Origin of the sequence: Micromonospora sp. WMMD710, from assembly GCF_029626045.1 — a bacterium.
Lineage (GTDB): Bacteria > Actinomycetota > Actinomycetes > Mycobacteriales > Micromonosporaceae > Micromonospora.
The window spans coordinates 1,006,761-1,031,957 of the sequence record NZ_JARUBD010000001.1 but is presented as its reverse complement, the minus strand read 5'-3'; the positions used below and the strand labels follow the sequence as shown (position 1 = coordinate 1,031,957).

23 protein-coding genes and 1 pseudogene are annotated in these 25,197 nt (G+C 71.5%); 6 read left to right on the top strand and 18 right to left on the bottom strand.

Annotated elements, in window-relative coordinates; all coding sequences use genetic code 11:
- Positions 1-78 precede the first annotated feature (78 nt).
- Complete coding sequence (locus tag O7620_RS04820) at positions 79-1,491, bottom strand: FGGY family carbohydrate kinase (protein WP_278122013.1); 1,413 nt, start codon at positions 1,489-1,491, stop codon at positions 79-81.
- Positions 1,492-1,698: 207 nt separating this feature from the next.
- On the opposite strand from O7620_RS04820, the gene O7620_RS04815 reads away from it, so the two are divergent.
- Positions 1,699-3,621, top strand: coding sequence for an anthranilate synthase family protein (locus tag O7620_RS04815; protein ID WP_278122012.1), 1,923 nt, complete (start codon positions 1,699-1,701; stop codon positions 3,619-3,621).
- Positions 3,622-3,708: 87 nt separating this feature from the next.
- Here O7620_RS04815 and wrbA read toward each other — a convergent pair whose 3' ends face one another.
- From wrbA to O7620_RS04790, 5 genes are all read right to left on the bottom strand, one after another.
- Positions 3,709-4,326: an NAD(P)H:quinone oxidoreductase gene (gene wrbA, locus O7620_RS04810; RefSeq protein WP_151491550.1), complete on the bottom strand. Its 618-nt coding sequence runs from the start codon at positions 4,324-4,326 to the stop codon at positions 3,709-3,711.
- A gap of 266 nt (positions 4,327-4,592) precedes the next feature.
- Positions 4,593-4,961 (bottom strand): DUF3037 domain-containing protein, encoded by a 369-nt coding sequence (locus O7620_RS04805; RefSeq protein ID WP_151491551.1) that lies wholly within the window; start codon positions 4,959-4,961, stop codon positions 4,593-4,595.
- Positions 4,958-5,716, bottom strand: coding sequence for a HipA family kinase (locus O7620_RS04800; RefSeq protein WP_278122011.1), 759 nt, complete (start codon positions 5,714-5,716; stop codon positions 4,958-4,960). Before O7620_RS04800 ends, O7620_RS04805 begins: the two co-directional genes overlap by 4 nt.
- A gap of 37 nt (positions 5,717-5,753) precedes the next feature.
- Positions 5,754-6,344, bottom strand: a complete 591-nt coding sequence (locus O7620_RS04795; protein ID WP_225854664.1) for a TetR/AcrR family transcriptional regulator — start codon at positions 6,342-6,344, stop codon at positions 5,754-5,756.
- 80 nt (positions 6,345-6,424) lie between these two features.
- Positions 6,425-6,817: a hypothetical protein gene (locus O7620_RS04790; RefSeq protein WP_151491554.1), complete on the bottom strand. Its 393-nt coding sequence runs from the start codon at positions 6,815-6,817 to the stop codon at positions 6,425-6,427.
- Positions 6,818-6,958: 141 nt separating this feature from the next.
- Here O7620_RS04790 and O7620_RS04785 point away from each other — a divergent pair, with 141 nt between their 5' ends.
- Positions 6,959-8,068, top strand: a complete 1,110-nt coding sequence (locus O7620_RS04785) for a winged helix DNA-binding domain-containing protein (protein ID WP_278122010.1) — start codon at positions 6,959-6,961, stop codon at positions 8,066-8,068.
- Between the two features lie 23 nt (positions 8,069-8,091).
- Here O7620_RS04785 and malQ read toward each other — a convergent pair whose 3' ends face one another.
- The 6 genes from malQ to O7620_RS04755 all read right to left on the bottom strand — a co-directional run bounded on the left by malQ (position 8,092) and on the right by O7620_RS04755 (position 15,162).
- On the bottom strand, positions 8,092-10,059 hold the full coding sequence (malQ, locus tag O7620_RS04780; protein WP_278122009.1) for a 4-alpha-glucanotransferase: 1,968 nt from the start codon (positions 10,057-10,059) through the stop codon (positions 8,092-8,094).
- A gap of 218 nt (positions 10,060-10,277) precedes the next feature.
- Complete coding sequence (gene ugpC / locus O7620_RS04775) at positions 10,278-11,486, bottom strand: sn-glycerol-3-phosphate ABC transporter ATP-binding protein UgpC (protein WP_151490660.1); 1,209 nt, start codon at positions 11,484-11,486, stop codon at positions 10,278-10,280.
- Between the two features lie 10 nt (positions 11,487-11,496).
- Entirely contained in the window at positions 11,497-12,333 is an 837-nt protein-coding gene (locus tag O7620_RS04770; RefSeq protein WP_151490659.1) for a carbohydrate ABC transporter permease, read from the bottom strand.
- A gap of 1 nt (position 12,334) precedes the next feature.
- Positions 12,335-13,312: a sugar ABC transporter permease gene (locus O7620_RS04765; protein WP_278122008.1), complete on the bottom strand. Its 978-nt coding sequence runs from the start codon at positions 13,310-13,312 to the stop codon at positions 12,335-12,337.
- Positions 13,309-14,595, bottom strand: coding sequence for an ABC transporter substrate-binding protein (locus O7620_RS04760; RefSeq protein WP_278122007.1), 1,287 nt, complete (start codon positions 14,593-14,595; stop codon positions 13,309-13,311). Before O7620_RS04760 ends, O7620_RS04765 begins: the two co-directional genes overlap by 4 nt.
- 273 nt (positions 14,596-14,868) lie before the next feature.
- Positions 14,869-15,162, bottom strand: coding sequence for a hypothetical protein (locus tag O7620_RS04755; RefSeq protein WP_278122006.1), 294 nt, complete (start codon positions 15,160-15,162; stop codon positions 14,869-14,871).
- 284 nt (positions 15,163-15,446) lie between these two features.
- On the opposite strand from O7620_RS04755, the gene O7620_RS04750 reads away from it, so the two are divergent.
- The 3 genes from O7620_RS04750 (at position 15,447) to O7620_RS04740 (ending at position 17,083) form a co-directional block, all read left to right on the top strand.
- On the top strand, positions 15,447-16,178 hold the full coding sequence (locus O7620_RS04750) for a VOC family protein (RefSeq protein ID WP_278122005.1): 732 nt from the start codon (positions 15,447-15,449) through the stop codon (positions 16,176-16,178).
- Positions 16,179-16,328: 150 nt separating this feature from the next.
- Complete coding sequence (locus O7620_RS04745) at positions 16,329-16,760, top strand: hypothetical protein (protein WP_278122004.1); 432 nt, start codon at positions 16,329-16,331, stop codon at positions 16,758-16,760.
- Positions 16,761-16,807: 47 nt separating this feature from the next.
- The gene (locus O7620_RS04740; protein WP_278122003.1) at positions 16,808-17,083 is read left to right on the top strand and encodes a hypothetical protein; all 276 of its coding nucleotides are present in this window, start codon (positions 16,808-16,810) and stop codon (positions 17,081-17,083) included.
- 25 nt (positions 17,084-17,108) lie between these two features.
- Here O7620_RS04740 and O7620_RS04735 read toward each other — a convergent pair whose 3' ends face one another.
- Both O7620_RS04735 and O7620_RS04730 read right to left on the bottom strand, forming a co-directional pair.
- Positions 17,109-17,894 (bottom strand): L,D-transpeptidase family protein, encoded by a 786-nt coding sequence (locus O7620_RS04735; RefSeq protein WP_278122002.1) that lies wholly within the window; start codon positions 17,892-17,894, stop codon positions 17,109-17,111.
- A gap of 406 nt (positions 17,895-18,300) precedes the next feature.
- Positions 18,301-18,975 carry an HAD family hydrolase gene (locus tag O7620_RS04730; protein WP_278126866.1) on the bottom strand — a complete coding sequence of 225 codons (675 nt, stop codon included), beginning with the start codon at positions 18,973-18,975 and terminating at the stop codon, positions 18,301-18,303.
- Between the two features lie 232 nt (positions 18,976-19,207).
- On the opposite strand from O7620_RS04730, the gene O7620_RS04725 reads away from it, so the two are divergent.
- On the top strand, positions 19,208-19,411 hold the full coding sequence (locus O7620_RS04725; protein ID WP_278122001.1) for a hypothetical protein: 204 nt from the start codon (positions 19,208-19,210) through the stop codon (positions 19,409-19,411).
- A gap of 55 nt (positions 19,412-19,466) precedes the next feature.
- On the opposite strand, the gene O7620_RS04720 is transcribed toward O7620_RS04725, so the two are convergent.
- From O7620_RS04720 to O7620_RS04705, 4 genes and pseudogenes are all read right to left on the bottom strand, one after another.
- Positions 19,467-20,045 carry a TetR/AcrR family transcriptional regulator gene (locus O7620_RS04720; RefSeq protein ID WP_278122000.1) on the bottom strand — a complete coding sequence of 193 codons (579 nt, stop codon included), beginning with the start codon at positions 20,043-20,045 and terminating at the stop codon, positions 19,467-19,469.
- A 185-nt stretch (positions 20,046-20,230) separates the two neighbouring features.
- Complete coding sequence (locus O7620_RS04715) at positions 20,231-23,743, bottom strand: DUF4062 domain-containing protein (RefSeq protein ID WP_278121999.1); 3,513 nt, start codon at positions 23,741-23,743, stop codon at positions 20,231-20,233.
- A 390-nt stretch (positions 23,744-24,133) separates the two neighbouring features.
- Positions 24,134-24,649: pseudogene (locus tag O7620_RS04710) on the bottom strand (IS982 family transposase); the annotation flags it as partial.
- Positions 24,650-24,710: 61 nt separating this feature from the next.
- Positions 24,711-25,166, bottom strand: a complete 456-nt coding sequence (locus O7620_RS04705; RefSeq protein ID WP_278121998.1) for an Lrp/AsnC family transcriptional regulator — start codon at positions 25,164-25,166, stop codon at positions 24,711-24,713.
- Between the last annotated feature and the right edge of the window lie 31 nt (positions 25,167-25,197).

The window sequence follows — 25,197 nt, the reverse complement described above, 5'->3', positions numbered from 1 at the left end:
CGTCCACCGCGGTCCGGGGAGCGCAGTCCATCCAACCAGGCTCGGGAGCGCTGTCAACGGCCCGAACGAGGCGAAAGTTCAGGAAGGATACTGCGGGTGGGAACGTCCTGTCGTCGTCGGTAACACCAGCTCATCCGTCCGGCCGATGTCGGCGAGCGCAACCGCGTCTCCGAATCGGCCCAGCGCCACCAACGCCGCCCCGGTGGCACCGATCTCCGGGTTGCGTTGGTGCGACACCGGCCGCGGCGCGAGCGCGGCCGCGAACGCCTGCCGCCACCACACCGAGGCGGCCACCGCGCCGCCGCCCAGCACCACGGCGACCGGTCTGTCGACGGTGGACTCCAGCACCGCCAGGTCGTCGGCGACCAGCCCGCACAGCCCCTGCATCAGTCCGGCCAGGATGTCCACGGCGGTGGTGCTGAAGCTGAGCCCGCGCAGCTCGCCGGAGCCGGCCGGGGCGAGCCCGGGAGGCCGGTCGCCGCCGAAGCGGGGATCGGCCGGCCGGCCGCCACCCGCCGGCACCAGCGCCAGCGCCGCGTCCAGCTCCGCGCCCCGGGGCAGCCGCAGCTCCCGGTCGGCCCAGGCGAACAGGTTGCCGCCGCTGGAGTACGCCGCTCCGGTCACCACGTGGTCGTGGTCGACCCGGTAGCGCCAGAGCTGTTCAGGCAGCCGGGGCAGCGGCTCGCCGGCGGGAATCCGCTGCATCAGTCGTACGGCCGCGGAGGTGCCGACCGTGACCGCGGCCCGGCTCGGGTCGACGCAGCCCGACCCGACGTTCGAGGCCGCGCCGTCGCCCACCGCCGGTGACCACCGCGCCCGTGCCAGCTGCGGCCAGCGGCGGGCCTGGTCGGGCCGCAGGCGGCCGTGCCAGTCCAGCTCGCCCAGGGGCGGCAGGTCCTGCGGTCGCGCCCCGGCCAGCGCCAGGGCCTCCTCGTCCCAGCGCAGGCTGCCCAGGTCCAGCAGGCCGGTGCCGGAGGCCTGGGAGACCGACATGGGCACCGCCTCCAGCAGCTCGCCCAGCACGTACTCGGGCAGACCGACGAACCGGGCGATCGGGGTGCCGCACTGCTCACGCAGCCAGGGCAGCCGCACCGACCAGTAGGAGCGGTGCCACCAGCAGCCGGTGCGCTGGTGGAAGTCGTCCGGGTCGGCCGGGCCGGGTGCCCCGGCGACCGGCGTCGGCCGGGTGTCCAACCAGGTGACGACCGGACCAAGCGGGGTGCCGTCGCGGTCCAGCGGGAGCACCGAGTGCCACTGGGCGGAGACGGCCACCAGGTCCACGTCGCGCAGGTGACCCCCGTCGGCCAACTCGTCGAGGCACTCGACCAGGCAGGCGAGGTAGCCGGGACCGGACAGCGTGCCGGTGCCGTCGTCGCCGATGGCGAGGCTGACCTTCCGCCGGGCCAGGGCACCGGGCAGCGGCTGGGTGTCCCCGTCCAGCACCAGCCCGCGTACCGAGGAGGTGCCCAGGTCGAGCGCGAGAATGTTCATCGCCGGTCAAGTTACCCGGTGCCAACGCGGCCGCGGGCGCGTAGGGTGGATCACATGCTCGCGCATCCGACCTGCTGGTGGCCCGCCGACCCGGCGGCCATCCTCCGCGCGTAGCTCCATCCACGCGGCCGCCATCAAGGCGGCCGCCGGATCTCCGGCCCCGGATGGCCGCCCCGACCGGCGGCGCCCGGCCCGACGGAGACTCCGATGACCCACCTGACCGACCTGCTCGCCGCCGTGACCCGCGGTGTCGATCCGGGCCCCTTCGCGCTGCTGCGCCGAGAGGGCGCGGACGACCTGGAGCTGTTCACCGGCCCCGTCGACACCGTCGACCTCCTGGCGGACATACCGCTGCCGGAGGGCGCGCCCGGGGCGCGGACGCTGGCCCTGGTGCCGTTCCGGCAGATCACCGAACGCGGCTTCGCCTGCGTCGACGACGGTGCCCCGCTGGAGTGCCTCCGGGTCCACCAGCACGGGCGGATTCCGCTGACCGACGCCCTGGCCGCGCTGCCCGACGAGCCGGTCCGCACCGTCGACGCCGCGTTCGACGTCACCGACGAGGAGTACGCGCAGACCGTGGGCCGGGTGCTGGCCGAGGAGATCGGCCACGGCGAGGGCGCCAACTTCGTCATCCACCGCACGCTGCACGCCACCGTGCAGGGTCCGCCGCTGGTGGCGGCGCTGGCCGCGCTGCGCCGACTGCTGGTCGCCGAACGCGGCGCGTACTGGACGTTCGTGGTGCACACCGGCACCCGGACCCTGGTCGGCGCCAGCCCGGAGCGGCACGTCAGCGTCGACGACGGCCTCGTGATGATGAACCCGATCAGCGGCACGTTCCGACCCGCCGGCGGCACGCCGGACCGGGCGGCGCTGCTGCGCTTCCTCGCCGACCCCAAGGAGGTCGAAGAGCTGTACATGGTCCTCGACGAGGAGCTGAAGATGATGGCCACCGTGGCCGAGCACGGCGGTCAGGTGATCGGCCCGTACCTGAAGGAGATGTCGCACCTCGCGCACACCGAGTACCTGCTCGCCGGGCGTGGCACCCGCGACGTGCGGGAGGTGCTGCGCGAGACGATGTTCGCGCCGACCGTGACCGGAAGCCCGATGGAGAACGCCTGCCGGGTGATCGCCCGGCACGAGCGTCGCGGCCGGGGCTACTACGCGGGTGTGCTGGCCCTGCTCGGCCACGACGAGGCCGGCCGGCAGACGCTGGACGCGCCGATCCTGATCCGTACCGCCGAGATCTCCCCCACCGGCCGGCTGCGGGTGCCGGTCGGTGCCACCCTGGTGCGGCATTCGACGGCGGCCGGCGAGGTGGCCGAGACGCACGCCAAGGCCGCCAGGGTGCTGGCCGCGCTCGGTCTCGGCCCGGCGGCGCCCGCCGGCGACCGCGGGCCGGTCCCGCGGCTGGCCGACGACCCGGCGGTACGCGACGCGCTGGCCGCGCGTAACACGCCGCTGGCGCGGTTCTGGCTCGACCAGCGGGCACCGGACGCGCCGGGCCTGCCCGGGCTGGTCGGCCGCCGGGCGCTCATCGTGGACGCCGAGGACACCTTCACCGGCATGCTGGCCCACCAACTGGGCGCGCTGGGGCTCGCGGTCACCCTGCGGCCGTGGCACGCCGGTGGCCCGGTCGACGACTACGACCTGGTGGTGGCCGGCCCCGGGCCGGGCGACCCGGGTAGCCCGGACGAGCCGAAGATGGTGGCGCTACGCGAGCTGCTGAGCGGGCTGCTCGCGGACGGCCGGCCGACCCTCGCGGTCTGCCTCGGCCATCAGGTGCTGGCCGGGCTGTTGGGGCTGCCGCTGCATCGCCGGGACGCGCCCTACCAGGGGTTGCAGCGGGAGGTGTCGCTGTTCGGGCGGACCCGCCAGGTGGGTTTCTACTCGACGTTCACCGCCCAGGCGGAGGCGGATCGGATGGACACCGCGTACGGGCCGGTGGAGCTGGCCCGGGACGTACGCGACGGCGCCGTGCACGCTCTGCGCGGGCGGGGTTTCGCCGGGGTGCAGTTCCATCCGGAGTCGGTGCTCAGCCCGGACGGTGTGGTCGTCCTGACCGAACTGCTGGGCGACCTGCTGCCGGCAGCGCGGGCGGACGAGGTGCCCACCGCGGGCGGGCGCGCATAGTCGGCCCGGCCGGCGGGTAGGGCTGGAACGATCGGCGACGCGGACGGGCCGAGAGCCCCCGCCCGCGTCGCCGGTCGTCCGCTGCGGTCAGCCGGCCAGGCCCGCCTTCAGCGCGGCCCCGATCTGCACGGCGCGTCGCGCGGTGAGCGCACAGGCGCCGAGCGCCACCGCGTCCGGGGCGATCTCGCCGTTGTTGCTCGTGTGCGAGGCGCCGTACGGGTTACCGGCGATGAACTGGCTGGTGTCGACGTACGCGGGGGTGACCACGACGCCACCCCAGTGGTAGAAGACGTTGAAGAGCGACGTCAGCGTGGTCTCCTGCCCACCGTGCGAGGTCGCCGTCGACGTGAAGGCGGAGTACACCTTGTTGACCAACGCACCCTGCGCCCAGAGCGGACCGGTGGTGTCGATGAACTGCTTCAGCTGGGCGGCGATCATGCCGTAGCGGGTCGGCGCGCCGAAGATGGCCACATCGGCCCAGGCCAGGTCGTCGATCATCGCCTCGGGCACGTCCTGGGTCTCCAGGTGGTGGGCCTGCCAGCCGGAGTTGGAGCGGATCGCCTCGTCCGGTGCCAGCTCCCGCACCTTGCGCAGACGCACCTCGGCGCCCGCGTCCCCAGCGGCCTCGCAGACGGCCTGCGCCATCTGGTACGTGATGCCGGTGGCGCTGTAGTAGATCACCGCTACCTTGGTCTGGGCAGCCATCAGATGTCCCCTTCTCGTCTGGGTCAGCTCCCGCGACTACCCGTGGCTCGCACGGTCAAACGCCACCCTTGACGGGCTCAAGTTTTCCGCAAGTTCCCGATCGTCTGGACCCGGCGACCGTCGCGGACGGCGATCCTGATGTCACCGGTGCCGACGGAAGCCATCCGCCGCCCCGCACCGACAGCCTGAACGGGGGATCGCGCTCCGCCGGCAACGACGCTGGCGCAGCGCGATCAGGGGAACGCCCCGCGCTCACCCGCCGCGAGTCAGCGGACCAGGGCCACCATCAGCCGTTCCAGCTCCGCCGCCGGGTCGGCGGTGAGCCCGGTGTGCACCGGCCCGGTCTGGATCATCGTGCTGCGGGGGGCGGCCAGCCAGTGGAAGCGCTCGCCGAGCCGCATCCGGGTCGCCGGCCCGTCGCCGGAGCAGGTCCGGTCCCAGGAGTCCAGCACCGCGGCCACCGCCGGCAGGTCGACGTCGGGTGCCAGCGCTCCGACCCGGTCGGCGTCCAGGTGGGTACGCGCGGCCAGGAAGTCACGCTGCTGGCAGTAGAGCAGCACCCCGACGTTGATCTGCTCGCCGCGCTCGATGCGGGGCACCAGCCGGATCAGCGCGTACTCGAAGGGATGCCTCACGCCACGCCCCCTGTCGGCAGCCAGTCCGCCGTCCGGGCGACCCGACGGGACAGGTGCGCCACGTACGCGGCCCGCGCCTCGTCGGCCGAGTCGAAGTCGGCGGCGGTCAGCCACTGCGCCGGCACCAGCGCCAGCACGTCGGTGAGCAGTTCCGGGGTGATCCGGGGGGCCAGCTCGGCGTCGGCCTCGGCGAGCCGGTCGGCGTACGGGGCGAGGACGTGGTCGTCGGCCCGGTAGGCCCGGTGCACGGCTGCTTCGGCGCGCGGCCAGTTGTGGTGGAAGTACAGCGAGGCGCCGTGGTCGATGAGCCACAGCTCCCGGTGCCACACCAGCAGGTTCGGGTTGCGCCAGCTCCGGTCGACGTTCTCCACGTACGCGTCGAACCACAGCACCCGCGACGCCAGCATCGGGTCCACGGGGTGCGCGACGGGGTCGAAGCCCAGCGCCCCGGGCAGGAAGTCCATCCCCAGGTTGGCGCCGCCGCTGTTGCGAAGCAGCTCCTGCACCTCCTGATCGGGCTCGGCCCGCCCGATCACCGGATCGATGTCGAGCACGACCAGCGGCGGCACGCGCAGCTCCAGCCGGCGGGCCAGTTCGCCGCAGATCACCTCGGCGACGAGTGCCTTGGGGCCCTGCCCGGCGCCACGGAACTTCGCCACGTACGTGCCGAGGTCGTCCGCCTCCACGACACCCGGCAGCGAGCCACCCTCGCGGAGCGGGGTGACGTAGCGGATCGCGGTGACCTGGCGGAGCACGTCGCCCACCCTACTGTGATCTCCGCCGGCGCCGCCGTCACCGTGGCTGCCGCAGCCCCCGCAGGAGCAGGTCGACCAGTCGCCGGGGGTCGTAGCGCGGGTCCTTGTCGCCGCCGATGCAGAGGTTGCCGATGCCGCGCATCAGTTCGTGCGCGGACGTGCCGGGCGTGATCTCCCCGGCGTCCACGGCGGCGTCGAGCAACTGCGCGCAGGCGGGCACCAGCTGGTCGAGGAAGTAGGTGTGCAACGCGTCGAACCCGCCGGTGTCCGACTGGAGGGCGTTGGCGAGCCCGTGCTTCGTGACCAGGAAGTCGATGAAGCGGTCGACCCACTGCCGGAGTGCGGCCGACGGAGAGTCGGCGCTGGCCAGCAGCGCGGGGCCGGCCTCGGCGCACGCCTGGACCTGGTGCCGGTAGACGGCGACGACGAGGTCCGCCCGGGTCGGGAAGTGCCGGTAGATCGTGCCGATGCCAACCCCGGCCCGGGCCGCGATCTCCCGGATCGGGGCCTCCACGCCGGAGGTGACGAACACCGCGGCGGCGGCGGCGAGCAGCGTCTGCTGGTTGCGTACGGCGTCGGCCCGCTTTCCCCGGGCCGGCGCCTCCCCGGGCAGGCTCGTAGCGGACACCACTGCTCTCCCTCCCACCGGGCGGTCACCGCACCCCATGGTAGCGGAGCGGTGATCCGCTTCTACCGTACCCGGCGGTGTCAGTCGAGCTTGTCCCGCAGGTCGTCGACCTGCTGCTGGAGGCGGTCCACCGCGCTGTCGTTGTTGACGAAGGTGGTGATGCCCGCGGCGAGGCCCAGGCCGATCAGCACCGCCAGGATGCTCAGCACCAGACCGCCGATGGCCACCCCCCGACCGGTCACCCCGGGCCGTCCGGCCATCTTCAGGCCGACGATGCCGAGGATGATCCCGATGATGCCCAGCACCAACCCGACCCAGGCCAGGATGGCGGTCAGCACACTGAGCAGGCCGGCCACGCCGAAGACCAGAGCGAAGGTGGCGGCCGCGCTCGTCTTCGCGCGGGCGTCCCCCCGATGAGACCGGGATCCGGCCGATACGCCGGCACCCCGGGCCGGCTCGCTTGCGGCAGTCATGAGACTCCCTTCCGCACGCGCGGCGCGCGTACTTCCGGCGGGCGTCTTCCCACGTCGACGCGCGTTACGCCTCCCATCGCCGCGATCGTGTCGGTGGCCTGCCCTAGGCTGGCGGCCCGGCCACCGGAAAGGAGTTCGGCGATGCCTCCGGACCTGAGCGCGGCCGAAGCGCTGGCACTGCGGATGACCAGCCTGCTGCTGCGCCCGCACCCGGGCGTCCACCCCGACACCGTCGCCGAGGTGGTCGAGTGGTTCGGCGCCATGCAGGCTCAGGACCTGGCCAGCGGTCTGTGGTCACTGGGCGCCCGACTGCCCGGGCACGGTGTGGCCGACGTGCAGGCGGCACTGGAGCGGCGCGAGGCGCTGCGCACCTGGCCGATGCGGGGCACCGTGCATCTCGTCCCGCCCGCCGACGCGCGCTGGATGCTGGAGCTGACCGGTGTCCGTTCGCTGGCCGGCGCGGCCACCCGCCGGGCGCAGCTCGGGCTCACCGACGTCGACGCCGACCGGGCCGTGGACGTCCTCGGTGCCGCGCTGGCCGGCGGCGGCCGGCTCACCCGGGCGCAGTGCCTGGCCACCCTGCGCGACGCCGGGCTGGGCACCGACGGCCAGCGCGGCTACCACCTGTTGTGGTATTCGAGTGTGCGCGGGGTGACCTGCGTGGCACCGAACGTCGGCACCGAGCAGACCTTCGCCCTGCTCGACGAGTGGGCGCCGGAGGCCCGTCGGCTGGACCGGGACGAGGCCCTCGCCGTGCTGGCCCATCGCTACGTCCGCGGGCACGGCCCGGTCACCGACCGCGAGTTCGCCGGCTGGTCCGGCCTCACCCTGACCGACGCGCGGCGCGGCCTGGCCGCCGCCGGCGACACGCTGCGCACGGTACGGGTCGGCGGCGAGTCGATGTACGTCGACGCGGCACTGGCCGACGCGCCGCGCGCCCCGATCGACGAGGTGCGGGTGCTGCCCGGGTTCGACGAGTACCTGCTGGGCTACCGGGACCGCACGTTGATGCTCGACCCCGCCCACCAGGCCGCCGTGGTGCCGGGCAACAACGGCATCTTCCAGGCGACGGTGGTCCACGCCGGCCGGGTGGTCGGCGTGTGGAAGCGCCGGGTCGGCCGATCGGCGGTCACCGTGACGATCCGGCCGCTGTCGCCCCTGAAGACGGCGGCACGCGCCCGGGTGGAGCAGGCCCTGGGAGGCTACGCCGCCTTCCTCGGGCTGCCGCCGCGCTTCGAGTGGCAGGCCTGAGCGGCCGGCGGGGGCGGTCGGCGTCAGGCCTGGGGCGGGCGGGCCGGGCGGGGGCGGGCCTCGGACAGCAGCGCGGCGATCCGGGCCACCCGGGGGTCGGTGCGGATCTGCGCCACGCTGGCCGGCAACGGCAGCCGCCAGTTCGGATACTCGTCCACGGTGCCCGGCATGTTGGGTTGGCGTACCTCGCCCAGCACGTCGTAGAGGGAGACGCCGAGCAGCCGCGTCGGGCTGGCGGCGAGCGCGGCATGCATCGCCACCACCGCCTCCTCGTCGTCCGGTGGCGGGTCGGCGGCCGGCAACAGGCCCTCGGCGCGCAGCATCGCCAGCAACCGGTCCCGCTCCTCGGCCGCCCGTGCCCGCTCCACCGCCGTGTCGGTGCTGAGCAGCTTCAACTCGTCGCGCACCCGCACGTGCTCGCCGGCCAGGAAACCGGGCGCGGTCGGCAGGTCGTGGGTGGAGATCGTGGCGAGCGCGTTGCGGGGCCACCGGCTCGGCGCGACGAAGTCGCCGTCGTCGTCGCGGGCGAACCACAGCACGGTCGAGCCGAGCATGTTGCGCCCCCGCAGGCCCCGCGTCACCGCCGGCTGGACGGTGCCGAGGTCCTCACCGACCACCACAGCGCCGGCCCGGTACGCCTCCAGCGCGAGGATGCCCAGCATCGCCTCGGCGTCGTAGCGTACGTAGGTGCCCTCGGCCGCGCCGGCGCCCGGCGGCACCCACCACAGTCGCCACAGCCCGGCGACGTGGTCGACCCGCAGGCCACCGGCATGCCGCAGGGTCCGCCGCAGCATGTCCCGGTAGGCCGCGTACCCGGTGGCGGCGAGCCGGTCCGGTCGCCACGCGGCGAGCCCCCAGTCCTGACCGAGCTGGTTGAAGTCGTCCGGCGGCGCGCCGACCCGTACGCCCTGGGCCAGCACGTCGGCGAGCTGCCAGCCGTCCGCGCCGCCCGGGTCGATACCGACGGCCAGGTCGTGCACCACGCCGACCGGCATCCCGGTCGAGCGGGCCGCCGCCGTGACCGCGTCGAGCTGTTCGTCGCACAGCCGTTGCAGCCAGGCGTGGAACGCCACCCGGTCGGCGAGCAGACGGCGCTGCTCGGCGACCGCCGGCGAGTCGGGGTGGTGCAGCTCCGCCGGCCAGGCCCGCCAGTCGTTGCCGTGCCGCTCGGCCAGCGCGCACCAGGTGGCGAACGACGCCAGCGCCGGGTCCGCGGCGAGATCCACCGGCTGGGCGTACGGGTGCAGCAGCTCCAGGGCGTGCCGCTTGGCGGCCCACACCTCGTCGTAGTCGATCAGGTCGCCACGGTCGGGGCGAAGCGCGTCGACGATCGCCCGGGTCGCCGGGTCCGCCGCCCGGTACGCGGCGGTGGCACCGACGCGCAGGTAGAGCGGGTTGACGAACCGCCGGCTGGCCGGCGAATACGGTGAGGCGGCCACCGGGTGCGACGGCCCGACCGCGTGCAGCGGGTTGAGCAGCACCAGCCCCGCACCGTTGGCGCCGGCCCAGCCGGTGAACTCGGCGAGATCGCCGAGGTCACCCATCGCCCAGGAGTGCTCCGAGGTGAGGGCGTAGAGCTGGAGCATCCAGCCCCAGGTGCGCGGTGGCACCGGCAGCCGCCGGGGCACCACGACGAGCGTCACCTCCCGCCCGGCGCAGGCCAGCCGGTGCCAGCCCAGCGGCAGGTCCCCCGGAAGCTCACCGTCGACCGCCCGCCGACCACCGTCCTCCAGCGTCACCACGGCCGGCCCGGGCAGCGCCCGGGTGGCGCCGTGGGTCAGCACCACGGTCGGCGGCAGCGCGGCCTTGTCGACCGCGCGGGCGGCGGCGAGCGCGTCGGCGATGGCCGCCGGGCTGGTGGCGTCGACGCCGAGCAGGCCGAGGACGCCCACGACGGTGTCCGGGGCGACCTCGACGCTGCGGTGCCGCCAGTCCTCGTACCAGGTGGACACGCCGTGCGCGGTGGCCAGCGCGGCCAGTCGTCGATTCATCCGTCCCCCGCTTCACGACACGACCTTCGACCACCTTGCCACGGCCGGACGCGCGGCGCAGGACACGGCGAGGGGCCGGCGGGCTCGCCCGCCGGCCCCTCGCCACCACGATCGCGCACCATCCTGGTTGTCGTGGCATCGCACGCCGCCCGACACCACTGCATCAATGATCGAGCACGACCATCGCGTGGAGCACGACCATCGCGCGGGGCGCGCGGTCAGTCGGCGAGCGCGCCGGCCGCCCGGCCCTCGTGCAGGGTCAGGTTGCGGCCGGTGCCCGGGTCGAACAGGTGGATCTTCTCCAGGTTGAACCAGACCCGGCGGGACTGCCCCTCGGCGACCGGGGACTCCGCGGACAGCCGGGTGACGAGGTTGCCGCCGGCGCCGGCGAAGTCGGCCGAACCCGCGTCGGCGGCCAGCTCCTCCAACTCGGCGGCGCTGGCCCGCTCCCCCTCCACGGTGAAGTAGACGTACTTGTCCGAGCCCATCGACTCGACGATCTCCACGGGCGCGTCGAACTCCAGGCCCCGCCGACGGGTGTCGTCGTCGATCAGCTCGGCGTCCTCGAAGTGCTCGGGTCGGATGCCGAGGATCAGCTCGCGGGGCGCGTCCGCAGCCTCCAGCTCCCGGCGGACCCGGTCGCCGAGCGGCACGTCACCCAGTGCGGTACGCAGGCTGCCGTCCTGCACGGCGGCGTGCAGGAAGTTCATCGACGGCGAGCCGATGAAACCGGCCACGAAGAGGTTGCGCGGGTGGTCGTACAGCTCCTGCGGCGGACCGACCTGCTGCACCGCACCGCCCCGCATGATCACGACCCGGTCGCCGAGGGTCATCGCCTCGGTCTGGTCGTGGGTGACGTAGACGGTGGTGGTGCCGAGCTGCTTCTGCAACCGGGACACCACCGTGCGCATCTGCACGCGCAGCTTCGCGTCCAGGTTGGACAGCGGCTCGTCCATGAGGAACGCCTTGGGCTGGCGGACGATCGCCCGGCCCATCGCCACCCGCTGCCGCTGCCCGCCCGAGAGGTTGGCGGGCTTGCGATCCAGCAGCGAGGTCAGCTCCAGGACCTTCGCCGCCTCGTCGACCTTGGCGTTGATGGTCTCCTTGTCCAGCTTCGCCAGCCGCAGCGGGAACGCCATGTTCTCCCGCACCGTCATGTTGGGGTACAGGGCGTACGACTGGAACACCATGGCGATGTCCCGGTCCCGGGGCGCCTTGTCGTTGACCCGCTGCCCGGCGATGCGCAGCTCTCCGGAGCTGATGTCCTCCAGCCCCGCGATCATGTTCAGGGTGGTGGACTTGCCGCAGCCCGAAGGCCCGACCAGGATCACGAACTCGCCGTCGGCGATCTCCAGGTCGACGTCCTGCACGGCGACGGTCCCGTCCGGGAAGCTCTTGCTCACCTTGTCCAGCACGATGTCAGCCATGACTACTCACCTATCCCTTGACTGCGCCGGAGGTCAGACCGGACACGATGCGACGCTGGAAGAAGAGAACGAACAGGATGATCGGAACGGTGATCACCACGGCGGCGGCGCAGATCGCCCCGGTGGGGTCCTCGAACTGCGAGGCGCCGGTGAAGAACGACAGCGCGGCCGGCACCGTGCGTGACCGCTCGGTGGAGGTCAGCGAGATGGCGAACAGGAAGTCGTTCCAGCAGAAGATGAACACCAGGATCGCGGTGGTGAACAGGCCGGGCGCGGCCAGCGGGGCGATCACCCGACGGAACGCCTGGGCCTGGGTCGCGCCGTCCATCTTCGCGGCCTTCTCCAGGTCCCACGGGATCTGCTTGAAGAACGCCGACAGCGTGTAGATCGCCAGCGGCAACGCGAAGGTGATGTACGGCAGGATCAGACCGGGCCAGGTGTCGAAGAGGCCGAGCTGCCGCTCGATCTCGAACAGCGGTGACACCAGCGACACCTGCGGGAACATCGCGATCAGCAGGGAGACGCCGACCAGCAGCCCCTTGCCGGGGAAGTCCAGACGGCTGATCGCGTACGCGGCCATCGCGCCGAGCACCACCGCGACGAGCGTGGCGATGAGCGCGATGCCGATCGAGTTGATCAAGGCTCGGACGAACTGGTCGGTCTCGAAGATCGTCTTGTAGTTGTCCAGCGTCCACTCGCGGGGGAAGAACTTCCCGTCGGTGAGGGTGGCCGGCGTCTTGAACGACAGCGAGGCGATCCACAGGACGGGGATCAGCGCGAAGACGACCACGAGGACGTCCAGCAGACCCCAGCGCAGCTTCGCCCGGGTGGTGGTTTCGACAGCCATGTCAGCGCCTCTCCCCGTCGTCGCTGCCGGGAGCAGCGGTACCGAAAAGCTTCACGAAGACGAAGGCGATGATCGCCACGGTGATGAAGATCAGCACCGACATCGTCGAGCCGATGCCGAGGTTCAGACCCCGGATCAGGTTGTTGTAGGCGAGCATCGACACCGACGAGGTCTCGTTGCCGCCGGCGGTCAACACGAAGATGTTGTCGAAGACGCGGAACGCGTCCAGGGTGCGGAACAGCAGGGCGACGAGGATCGCCGGCTTCATCACCGGCAGCATCACCTTGGTGAACCGCTGCCAGGCCGTCGCCCCGTCGGTGGAGGCGGCCTTGAGCAGGTCCTCGGGGACCAGCGCCAGCCCGGCCATCAGCAGCAGCGCCATGAACGGCGTGGTCTTCCAGATCTCGGCGAGCATGATGATCGCCAGCGAGCTGGCCCGCTCGGTGAGCGGCGCGCCGTCGCTGAACAGGTCGGCCAGGTAGCCGGTGCCGGGGGTCCAGGCGTACCGCCAGGAGAACGCGGCGACGACCGTGACGATGCCGTACGGGATGAGCGCCGAGGTGCGGACGATGCCCCGCCCGACCAGCGTACGGTGCATGATCAGCGCCAACCCCATGCCGAGCACCAGCTCGACGGCCACGGTGACCACCGTGATCAGCGCGGTCACCCCGAACGCGGTCCACCAGAACTCGTTGGTGAGCACGGTGACGTAGTTCTCCAGCCCGATGAACTCACGCTGGTCGGGGAAGCGCAGGTCGTAGCGCTGCAACGACAGCCAGACCGAGTAGATGATCGGGTACGCGGTCACCGCGACCATCACCAGCGCGGCGGGCGCGCAGAGCAGCCAGCCGAGCTTGCGTTCGGCCTTCTTGTTCTCGCTCAGTGGCGCCTTGCGGCGGCTGCCGCGCTGGGTGGGAACGCTGGCGGACGCGGGGCTCTTCTCTGGGGCGGTGTCGGTCGGCGTGGCGGGAAGGGTCACGGCAGGACCCCCTTCGACTGGAGGGCGTCGGCGATGGCGCCGCGCAACTCGTCGGCGGTCTGTTGCGGACGGATCGCCGACGGCGGGGACAGGATCGCCGACATGACGGTGGAGATGCTCTGGTACGCCGGGGTCAGCGGCCGGGTCGCCGGCTCCTTCAGCTCCTCCAGGATGGTGTCCTTCATCGGGTACGCCTCGGTCATCTCCGGGTCGTCGAAGACCGCCTCGATGGTCGGCGGCACGCCGTCGTTGATGGCGGAGAACTTCTGGTGCTCGGCGCTGCGGAGGCACCGCGCGACCTCGAAGGACAGTTCCGGGTGCTCGGAGTAGGAGCTGACCGCCAGGTTCACCCCACCGATGGTGACCTTGCTGGGGGTGCCCCCGTCGACGCCGGGCACACGCGCCCAGCCGACCTGCTTGGCCAGGTCCGGGTTGGCCTCCTGAAGCGCCGGGTAGACGAACGGCCAGTTCACCTGGAACGCGCCCGCGCCGGATTGGAACTCCAGCCGCACCGGGTCCTCGGTGGCGTTGCTGAAGGACGGCGAGGTCACGCCCGACGTGGCGAAGTGCTGCAACTGTTCCAGCGCCCGGACCGTGCCGTCGTCCATCACGGCCTGCTTGCCGTCGTCGGAGAGGATCTTTCCGCCGGCGCTCTCGGCCAGGGTGTTGTAGAGCACGACCAGGCCCTCGTACTGGGCGCCCATGGTGAGCACCTGGTACGGCTTGCCCTGCTCCTTGAGCTGCTGGGCCGCGTCGATCATCTGGTCCCAGGTGGCCGGCGGCTGCGGCACCAGGTCCTTGCGGTACCAGAGCAGCTGCACGTTGGTGTTCTTCGGCGCCGCGTAGAGCTTGTCCTCGTAGCGGGCGGTGTCCAGCGGGCCGGCGAGAGTGCCCTGCTCGACCTCGGACTTGTCCTGGCCGGTCCACTCACGGATCCAGTCGGCGCTGGCGAACTCCTGGGTCCAGGTGACGTCCAGGCCGAGCACGTCCATGCCGGTGTCCTTGGCGGCCAGCCGGCGCACCATCTGCACCCGCTGGTCGTCGGCCTGGCGGGGCAGCACCCGGTAGGCGATCTCGTACCGTCCCTGGGCCTGCGCGTTGCAGTCGTCGACGACCTTCTGCAGGTTCTGCTCGGGCGGGTAGTACAGGTTGATCGTCGGCGTGCCGCCGGTGTCGTCGGCGCCGCACGCGGCGAGCGGCGCGACGAGCGCCAGCGCGGCAGCCGCCGCACCAACCCGGACAACCGGCCGACGCCGGTGTCGGGCCGTTCTGGAGTGTGTCATCGCCCTCCCCCCTCTCTTCGGCGGAAACCGGGGAGGGCATCCGTGCCCCGGCGCACGGCGAGAGCTGACTCCGAGCCGATGAGCTGCGGAAACGCCCCGGTCCGGATACTCTGTGCGGCTACACTGCCCCACCCGTGAAGCCGCGAAACCTGGCCGACACAACGGGAGTCGGCGCAGCGAATGCCGTCTCTGGCCTGCCCCGACGCCACATCGCCGAGGCGGCGGACCCGGGGCGTCAGCTCCGGACCCTCGTCCAGGAGAGGAAGCGCTCGGTCATTCGGGCTGGCGGATGGTCCGGGTGAGCTGGTTCGTCGCCTCGTGCATCAGAGTGCCGAGATAGATCAGCAGTGCGGTCCGGTTGGTCCGGCACTCGGCCAGCAGGGCGAGCTTGGCCGGTTGGCAGGGCCACTCGCCGCCACAGTTCCGGCACCGCCAGAGCGGGCGCATGGCGACGTGCGGGACGGGCGGCCGGACGATCATCACCGCCACCGCACCGCGGGCATGTACCTGGGGCTGGCCGGCCAGTGCATGATCGCCGAACTGCCGGACGGCGAACGCGTGGCCCATGCCGACAACCAGCTCACCGCGCGGATCGTCGATGCGCCGACCGACGCGATCCCAGGAGCGGCCCTCGCCCCGGGGCCTCTCCCCTCGCGCGCTCCATACCGGCAAACCCGCGACAACTCCTTCGCGTCAGGCCGGTACCGCCTCGTCGATCATGGAGTTGTGGTGGGCGACAAACCGCCCGTGCAACGCCAAGCCAGGCACCACAACTCCATGATCGCCGGACCCACGCGGCCCCCGCTCCGCGATCCTGTTCGACGCAGGGCGGCACCGGGCATGCTGGGGCGGTGATCGCACGCTTCAAGGATCTTTGTCTGGACGCCACGGACCCGCTCACGCTCGGTGGGTTCTGGGCGCGGATGCTGGACGCCGACGTGGCCGATGCCGGTGACGGCGACACCCGGGTGGACCCCCGATCGGCGCGCTCCGACGCCGAGTCGATCTGGGTGAACCGGGTGCCCGAGCCACGGGTCGGAAAGACCCGCGTACACCTGGATCTGCGCCTGGCCGACACGGACCCGGCGGCGCTGCTCGCCGGCGGCGCGCGACTGGTCGCGGAGCCGTCCGGCGACGTCACCTGGTGGGTGCTGGACGACCCGGAGGGCAACCCGTTCTGCGCGTTCGGAGCCCGCGAGGGCACTCGACCGGGGCCGTTCGAGCTGGTCGTCGACTCGGCCGACCCGGCCGCGCAGGCGACCTGGTGGGCCGGGGTGGTCGGCGGCACCGTCGAGGACGAGGGGACCCACGCGTCGATCATCGGCGCGTCCGGGTTCCCCTGGGACTACTGGGTGTTCGCCGGGGTGCCCGAGCCCAAGACGGTCAAGAACCGGCTGCACTGGGACGTCGAGATGGTCGACGAGGAGCCGACCGCGCTCATCGCGGCGGGCGCGACGCTGCTGCGGGAGCCGATCGACACGGCGCGCTGGTGGGTGCTGGCCGACCCGGAGGGCAACGAGTTCTGCGCCTTCGTTCCGCGTCGGGTGAACGACCCACTACCCAGCGCGGGCAGCGTCGACTAGCGTTTTCCTAGCGCCGCAGCCAGCGCGTTCGCCGCCGCCGTCGACACGCCTCCGGCCGACCCCAACCTGCCCGATCGGTGGGTAATCGCGGGAACGTCCCACCGCCGCTCCCCCGGTTCGGCAGGATCGTCCCAACGAGGAGGTGCCGTCGTGCAGGACACCCGCGCTCTCGCCCTGACATTCGAGGTGAGCGGCCTGCCACCGGTCAAGACCGAAGCGTTGTCCATCTTCGCCGCCGGGCACCGGCAGGCGACGAGGGTACGCACCCTGCTCCAGGCCGCCCTCACCGCGGCCCAGCGCACCGGCTGGACGCCGTTGCCCGGGCCCGTCGAGGTGGACCTGGTGCTGCGCTGCCCGCCCGGGCACCGCACGTCCGACGCCAGCACCCTGCTCGGCGGCGTCTGTGCGGTGTTGCAGGACAAGAAGCGCGTGTCGTCGATCGGGCTGGCCCACCTCGGTGTCCTGGTGGACGTCGCCCTCTACGACGACGACCGGCAGATCCGCCGGCTGTCGTACCACGAGGAGCCGGCGGAGGACTTCTCGTACCAGGTGCGGGTCGCCGCCGTACCGACCGGGGTTTGACCGACGTCCGCGGTGGGGTATCGCGGTCGCCGACGAAGGGAGCACCGATGTCGGAGCCACATGTCACGCTCGACCCGCGCGGGCTCGACCCCGTGCAGCAGAAGCTGCGCGGCCCGCTGGAGGAGCAGCTGACCTCGGCGCTCCAGGCCGCCACCGACCGGGTACGCGCCAGCTACGCGGGCGAGCCGGTCGAGCAGGTCTGCCAACGACTGCTGGACGAGACCCGCTCCGGGCTGCATCCCGACATCGCCGCCGGCTTCAACCCCGACATGGACGAGTTCTGCCGGGTGGCGGTGGCGATCGTCCGACGCGAAGGATCCTGAGCGCGGAGCCCGCCGGTCGCGCGGGTCAGTACCGGCCGAGCTGGGCGTACGGGCTGAGCACGATGCGCGGCGACAACGCCGGGTCGAGCCAGCTCAGCACGTCGACGAGGTTGTCCCGGGAGAGGGACACACAGCCGGCGGTCGCGTTGCCGGCGGTGGTGCTGAACTGGTGCAGGAAGATGCCGCTGCCGGCGTTCGGGATCGGCGGCGCCACGTTCGGCGGCATGTTGTAGGTGATCACCGCGAAATGGGTGTACGCGGCGACCTCCTGCCACAGCGCCTCGCTGGCCCCGCCCGGGTTGGTGGAGCTGTGCTGGAAGGTGTTGTACCGCGACGACGAGGGGTTCTCGTTCCACCAGTCGCCACTGACCAACCGGTGGTACGGATACCGTACGCCGGGGTTGGCGGCGATGCCGTACATGGTGGGGCCGATCGAGTAGACACCGGTCGGGGTGGTCGGCACGCCCTCCACGTGGTTGTCACTGAATCCCTTGGAGCCGATGCGGGCGGGCAGTGCCGACGAGGCAGGCTGCCAGCGGCCCCTGACCTTCACGTACGCCTCAAGGGTGGCGTACGTGGTGGTGTAGCTGGTGGCAGCGACGACGGTCACCTGCCTGGTCTGCGTCGGCAGGGTGGTCAACCGGGCGGCCAGGTTGTGGCGCGGGGTGGTCGGCCGGGTGGAGTGGGGCACCGGTGCGGTGCCCCAGGCCGGCGCCGGCCGGGTCGCGCCGAAGGCGGGGGCCGTGGGTGCGAGCAGGGCCGGTGCCGCCAGGCCGGCGGTGGTGCCAGCCAGGAGGGTTCTGCGCTTCATTCCGGCATCCTGACAGTCGACCCGGCTCGCGGTCTGCCCCGTTCGCCGGGGTGGTCGATTCCTGGGCCGGGCCAGGACCGGGTCCGCAACTACCCGGTCCTGACCCTCGGCTGTCCGGCATGGGAGCGGACAGCTCCGGCACCCGGCCGCGCGGCGTGGCACGACGCCACACGCGGACGGGGAGAGCCGACCGTTCCGCACTCAGCTCCACGGTGCCCACCCGCCGAACGCCGCCACGCCCCCGGTACACCCCGAAAGGCCGTGAGCGCCGGCCCAGGTTAGGCGCGCTCCGACCGGCCGGACAAGCCGTCCGGGACGACCGGCGGCGTGACTGATCTCAAGGTGGAATTCAGGCATGTCGGCGTAACGCGACCATGATCGCGGACGCTGTTCGGGTTCGGTGCGGTCAGAAGTGCCGCAGCAGGTCACGGAACGCGGCGAGCCGCAGCACTCCGCCGTCGGTCGGGTCCAGCTCGTCGTCCTCCAGCACCCACGTGTTCTCGTTCGGGATGAACACCGCGCTCAACCCGGCCGCCCGCGCCGGCAGGATGTCCGACTTCGGGGAGTTGCCGATCATCCAGGCGTCAGCGGGGGCGAAGCCGTGTTCCCGGATCAGCCACCGGTACGTGTCGACGGTCTTCTCGGCGACGATGTGCGCCGCCCGGAAGTGGTGCAGCAGGCCGCAGGCGTCCAGCTTGCGCTGCTGCTCGGCCTGGTCGCCTTTGGTCAGTAGCAACAGCTCGTGCCGGCCGGCCAGCTCATCGAGCGCGTCGGCCACCCCGGGCATCAGCTCCACCCGGTGCTCGATGAGCGCCACGGCGAGACGGTCGATCTCCTGACGTTCGGCGTCGGTCGCCGGCCGTTCGCGCAGCCGCTCCAGGCACTCCCCGAGGCTGCGCAGAAAGACCTTGCTGCCGTAGCCGTGCGCGACCGCGTTGGCCCGCTCGATGTCGTCGAGGACGGCCCGCAGTTGCGCCCGTTCCAGGGTGGGGTGGTCGAGCCAGTCCAGGAAGTCGTCGATCACCCGCTCGAAGACGACGTTGTTCTCCCACAGGGTGTCGTCCGCATCGAAGATCAACACCTGCGCCCGTCGACGCGCCACCTCGGCGACCGCCACAGCATCCCCTCCCCGTACCCACTGCCCCTACGCGAAGGAGACAGGATAGGCGGCAGATGAATTCCAGATCTTCCGGATTTCGGCGAACCGTTGGGGTCCGGCCGCCGTGCTGGGTCTGTGGCCGCGATCTCGCGGACCCGACGACCAGGTAGATCTCCGCCCCGACAGGTTCGGGACGACCCTTGAGGAGTACGGCATGTTCAGCACGAAGTGGGTCACCGGCGGGCGCGTCCTGTTCGTTCCGACACCGATCGGCGGGGACGCCATCGGCAGCGAGTCCCGGTACCTGCAGCACGCCGCCGGCAACGGTCTGATCCTCAAGGAGGTGGGCAACGCGGCGCTGACCACCACGTTCCGGTTCGTCGACAAGGGCGCGGCCGACCGCGAGCCCCTCAACTGACCGCGGTTCGGCACGTCGGTGCCCGAGGACCGTCCGTCCCCTGGCCCCGCGGCGGTCACGGCCACCGCAGCAGCGTCGCCGCGATCATCGCTTCCCGCTCCTCCTGCCCCTCGGGCCGCAACCGGCCGCCCCGGGTCAGCATCACCACGCCGTGCAGCAGGCTCCAGCCCACCTCGGCGAGGGTGTCCAGGTCCCGCCCCTCGGCGAGCGGGGCCAGGGCCGCCCGCAGCTCGGTGAAGACCGCCCGCGGCGCGCCCGGCACGCCGTCGTCGCCGAGGGCCAGGTCGGGGGTCAGCGCGAGCATCGCGTCATAGACCTCCGGATTCGCGTAAGCGAAGTCGAGGTACGCGGTCGCGACCGCCGACCAGGCGCCCTCGGGTTCGTCGGTGGCGTCCGCGTGCGCCTCCGCCAGGTCGGCTGCCAGGTCGGCGAAGGCGCACACCGCGACGGCGGCGAGCAGCGCCTCCAGGTCGGCGAAGTGGCGGTAGATGTCGCCGATGTCGATCTCGGCCCGTTCGGACAGCCGGCGGGTGCTCACCCCCGCCCAGCCTTCCGTCTCGGCCAACTCCCGCGCGACCGTGACGATGAGGTCACGCCGGTCCTGTTCGGTGGCCTTCTCGGCAGGTCCGGGCACGCCCACGAGCGTACGGCCGAACACGGCCCGCATTCTTTCGGTGACGGATTGGTGACTGTGTTGCCCGCTTCCCCCGCCGCCTGCCGTCCCCGACGCTGCTCGGCGTGGCCGGCGCGGATGCCCGACGGTCCCGTGGCCAGCCACCGGAGACACCCATGCCGCCGCGGTGAGGCCGGTAGCGGAGGTCACCCCTCGCTCGGTCCGGGGTCGCGCAACTCGGCGACGATGGCTTCCGCCAGCGTCCGAGCCACCGAGGCGACGACCCGTGGAAAGTGTGCGCGGTGTTTCGCCAGCCAGTACCCCTTGACGACCTCCACGAGGGCGGCGACCACCTCGTCGGCCGGACGAGCCAGCGCGGCACGGATGCGACCTGCCCAGGCGGCGTTCGTCAGTGCCTCGTTCTTCAGGCGTTCGGTGGTCTCGAAGTCGAGGAGGTCCAGTCGTTGAAACTCCGCGTGCCCCTGTGCCTCGAGAGTCGCGGCCAGCACCGCGCCGACCCGCTCCTCCAGGACGCTTCGGAGCTGCGTCGCGACCGCCACGTACTCGCTCGCCTCGGCTCCGACGATGGACCTGGCGATCGCGGTGAGCCACGCTGTCCAGTCGCCGTCCGGCTGGGGCCAGGTCTCGGCGATCGAGGCATCGACGCCCGATCGCCGGATGTAGGGGCGAAGAAAGGCCAGGTCGAACCGGGTGTACGAGGCGACAAAGTCGTTGAACGCCGGCTCCCACTCGAAGGGGCCGACGTCGCCGGCCTCGATGTCGGGCACCGCCTCACCCAGTGCTTCGAGCCGGGTCACCGCCCTGGCGACCTCATCGACGTCGTGAAACCCCGGCCCGTCCGCCCAGGCGGCCCGGTAGGCGAGCAGCGCGTACGTGCGCGCCTCGTCGGGTCGACCGAGCAGGACGAGGCTGTCGGCGACGTACCCCGGCTGGCGCAGCCGCGGCTCCAGCCGCGCCTCGATCGTCCTGGCCTCTTCGAGGACCTGCGGGGCCTCGGGTCGGCGCAGCGCGGCCAACGCCCAGGCCACACGCGCCGTGCTGTGGGGACATCCGGCGTCGCGATACAGCCGCGCGATGTCGTTCGCCGCGTCCAGGGCGATCTCCAATTTCCCGGTACGCGCCGCGAGACTGAATCGGAGATTGAGCAGATCAAGCCGGTAGTAGATGGACCGCACGCCCGCCTCGGCACTGTCGAGGTCCTCGAAGGTGAGGAGTCCCGACCTCAGCCGCAGGTAGAGGTCCAGGAAGTACAGACGGGTGGCGAAGTTGCGGTCATAGGGATTCTCCGGAAGTGCCCGTGCCTCGCTCACGAGCGCCGCGACCGGCTCCAGGTCGCCCGTCCTCAACGACTCCTCGGCCCGTTGAGCGAGAAATCGTGCCCGGTCGCCGCCATCTTCACCGGTCGCCTCCATGAGGCGTTTCAGGAGCCGGAGAGCCCGAGCGGAGAAGGCGAAACGGTTCAGATCCGTCATGCACAGCGAGATGTTGCTGATATAGATCCCCACCTTGATCGGATCCCGCTCCACCAGCGCCGCCGCGACCGACCTCTCGTAGTGCGCGAGCGCGTCGGCCACATTGCCCAGAGCCGCATACGCTTCCATGAGGAAGTTCTGGTACCAGCTTCCGGCCATCTCGGCCAGCGGCTCCAGAAGTTCCACCACGGTGGTGAACGCACCCAGGTCGAGGAGCTGGGGAAGGTGGCCACCGATGCCCCGCAGCGCCACCTCGATCTCGCCGGCGTCGACCAGAGCACGGAAGGCGGTGACCGCGGGGGCGAGATCCTCGACCGTGCGAATCTCGGCCGGTGGATGCCAGGAGGCGAAATGGTCGACGATCCGGTTCGACACGTCCAGCCGGCCGTCGGCGTCGATGCCCTCGTGGGCGGCAGCCCGGATGACCGGATGCAGGTCGTACCTGTTGGCCACCCGATCCCACCACAGGAGCCCTCGGTCCTCAAGGTCCCGGAGGGCGTTCTCCAGCTCGACCAGGGCGAGGCGCGTCTCCCGCGAGGCGGCCCACCGGCGCATCTCGTCGGCGTGGGCGCGGTCGGCGGCGTCGGTCAGATCACGGGCTCGGACATCCCACCGGTCCCGCTCGGCGAGGGCGTCCGCCAGCTCTGGGCCGGGTGGCATCCACGTCAGGATCGGGCGCGGCCCGAGCGAGCTGAGGTCGGGGGGCTGACGTCGGGGTTTGGCCGGCAGGAACGGGTTGAGATCCTGCACGAGGTCCCAGTCCGCGGCGCTGGACAGGGCGGACAGGTAGCGCAGGACCCGGGCGCTCGCCTGGTCCAGGTTCTTGAGGGCGGCCGCCACGACATGGGCCCGCCGGTGCACGAACTCCTGCTCGGAGAGCCGGAAGCTACCCCCGTGCAGTGGGTCCTCGATCCAGGCGTCGAAGTCACGCGGCGCCCGCCGGTAGTTGTTCACCAGGCCGACGACGATCTCGATGACCAGCGGATGGTAGTCGAGCTTGCTGAAGAAGCGGGTCACCAGCTCGGGGTTGCCGGTCACGCCGAGCCCGGCGACGAGCGTGCCGGTGGAGTCGGGACCAAGACCGCCCAGCTTCTGCACGGTGACGCCGTCGGTGGGTCGCCCCGCGGAACCGAGCAACGCGTCGGGGGTCAGACGTGTGGCGATCAGAACCCGTGACGGCTTCGCCCGGGAGAGCCGGGCCAGCAGATCGTAGGCCGCGACATCGACGATGGCGTTGGGCCGGTGGTGCCCACTGCGGGCCACGTCCTCGTCGGTCACCTTCGAGGGATCCAGCTGGTGGTACGCCTGGGTGAGCCGTTCCACCCCGTCGAGGACCAGGAGGTACGGCGCCGACCCCAGCACGTCCTCGACCTCCGCGACGAGCTGGCTCGACGTCAGGGTGGTGGTGTCACGCTCCGGCCGGGCATAGGCGAGGAACTCCACGATGAAGTGCGTGACCGACGACGACCCCTCGTAGAAGCTCCACCAGAACCGGCCGGCCCAGCGCGGGGCGGCACCGACGGCGCTCCCCGTCAACCACGTCCAGGCCAGCGCCGACTTGCCGGTGCCACCGATGGCCTCCAGCACCCGCACCGGACCGCTCTCACCTCCACACCAGTCATCGAGCTCGGCGAGTTCTCCGGCCCGGCCGGTGAAGTGCGCCGCGCCCGTGTAGCTGGGAAAGGCAACGAGTTTCGGAGCACGGCGAACGGCATGGCGTTCGGTCGTGGCCCAGGATTCGGAATTGACGAGGTTGTCTCGCTCGCGCATCAGAGCGACCGCGAGGTCCGCCCGAAAATCGCCGACATCCCCGAAGCGATCGATCGTGTGTTTGGAAGACACCCGGTCGACGAATGCCCGGACCGCCATCCGGTCCTCGTCGGACCGGTCGAGTTCCTTCGGTGGCCACGGGTGATCCGGGTCGACCACGTACACGAGGACCCGCAGTCCGCCGTCGGTTGCCCAGTCGTACTCGACCTCCGTGTACGACCTCGTCTCGCCCGGCGGCCGCGAGCCGTACCGGTGCCCGATCAGGAGCAACAGCACGTCGCTGCCCGTCACGCCCGCTCGGCAGACCTCGAGCGGGGGCGGCGCCTGGGCACCGAAATCCTCCATGTAGACCGGCTCGAACCCGACCCGGGGAGCCATCTGAATGGCGGCAATTCGGTATCGACTCAGGTAACCCTGGGCGCTGCTGATGAACAACCGCGGTCGCCGGCCCGTCATACCAGCCACGGTAGTTGGTCACGCACAGCATGGTTCAGCGTGGCTTCGGTCTGAAGTTTCGGAAATCCGGTCGACCGGGCCGCCCGTCCGGGTCGTCCCGAGTGGTCCGACAATTAACCACGGCCGATATTCCGGAGACCCGCGTCAGCCGTGTCGGCCGCAGATCAGCGACGCAGAGAGGTCGCCTGTCGCATGTGCGACAGCTTCTCGGGATTGCGAACGGCGTAGAGCCCGGTGACGAGGCCGTCGTCGATGCGCAACGCCAGGACGGTGTCCAGCTCGCCGTCGAGCCGGACGATCAGCGCCGGATAGCCGTTGACCTGGGCGGGGTGCAGCGACAGGGCGGCGACCTCGAGCTGCGCCGAGCGCTGGGGGACCGCCTGGTCGCACCTCCCGCTCGTCGACCTTCGGGGTAGCGAGCGCCCACGCGATCGGCAGACCGGACGGGGTGCAGATGAGATGCAGCCGCAGGCCCCAGAAGAACCTCGAGTGCGAGGCGCAGTAGCCGTACCCGGCCCACCCCACCAGATCGGGGCGTTTCACCGTTGGCCTGGAACGGCCGTATTCCACCGGTGTGGAGTCGATGACCCAGGTCGTGTCGGACCACAGGTCGGTGTCCTCGGCGACCGCCCGAATGGCACGCTTGAGCAGCGGCAACGCCGCCCGTAAACGCTTGTTGTAACCGGACTGTCCGGGCATATACGGGAACGCACCGGGCAGATGCCCGGGGACGAACCGCAGCCAACGGGCCTCGGAACGCACCCCGAGCAGCGCCTGCGCGACGGCCAGGGTGAGCAACTCCGCGTCGGAGAGCTTCGGTGGCCTACCCGTTCGGCGAGGACGTCCGAGCCAGTCGTCGATCTTTACGTACAGTGCGGTCAGAAGGGTGTTGAGGTCTGTCGTCACAAACGGATCTTCAACACCCTTCGTCTATGCCCACACCCCGGGGTCGTTAGGACTTACTCGTCTAGTTGCTCTTGATCAGTTTCATGGTCAGGCGAGACTCGACTCGCAGGACACCCGGTAGGCCGATGAGCTTGCCGCTGAGGAATGCCTCAAAGGCGCCATGGTCCTCGACAGCGACCCGCACGAGGTAGTCGGGGCGGCCGAACATGCGGCGAAACTCAACCACCTCGTCGTATGCGGACACGGTGTCTTCGAACTCCTGCACCGTTCGGAGGTTCTGCGCCGCGATCTCGACGTCGATCAGAACCTCGAGCCCACGGCCGGTCGCGACGGGGTCGATCACGGCGCGGTAGCCGGCGATGACGCCGGTGTCCTCCAGCCGTTTGACCCGGCGCAGACACGGCGGCGGAGTGAGCCCCACCCGCCGTGCCAACTCGACGTTACTCAACCTGCCGTCCCGACTCAGTTGAAATAAAATTTCCCGATCAAGCGCATCAAGGCGTTCCCGATTACCCACACGACGATTATACGGCAACTATTTGGCACCA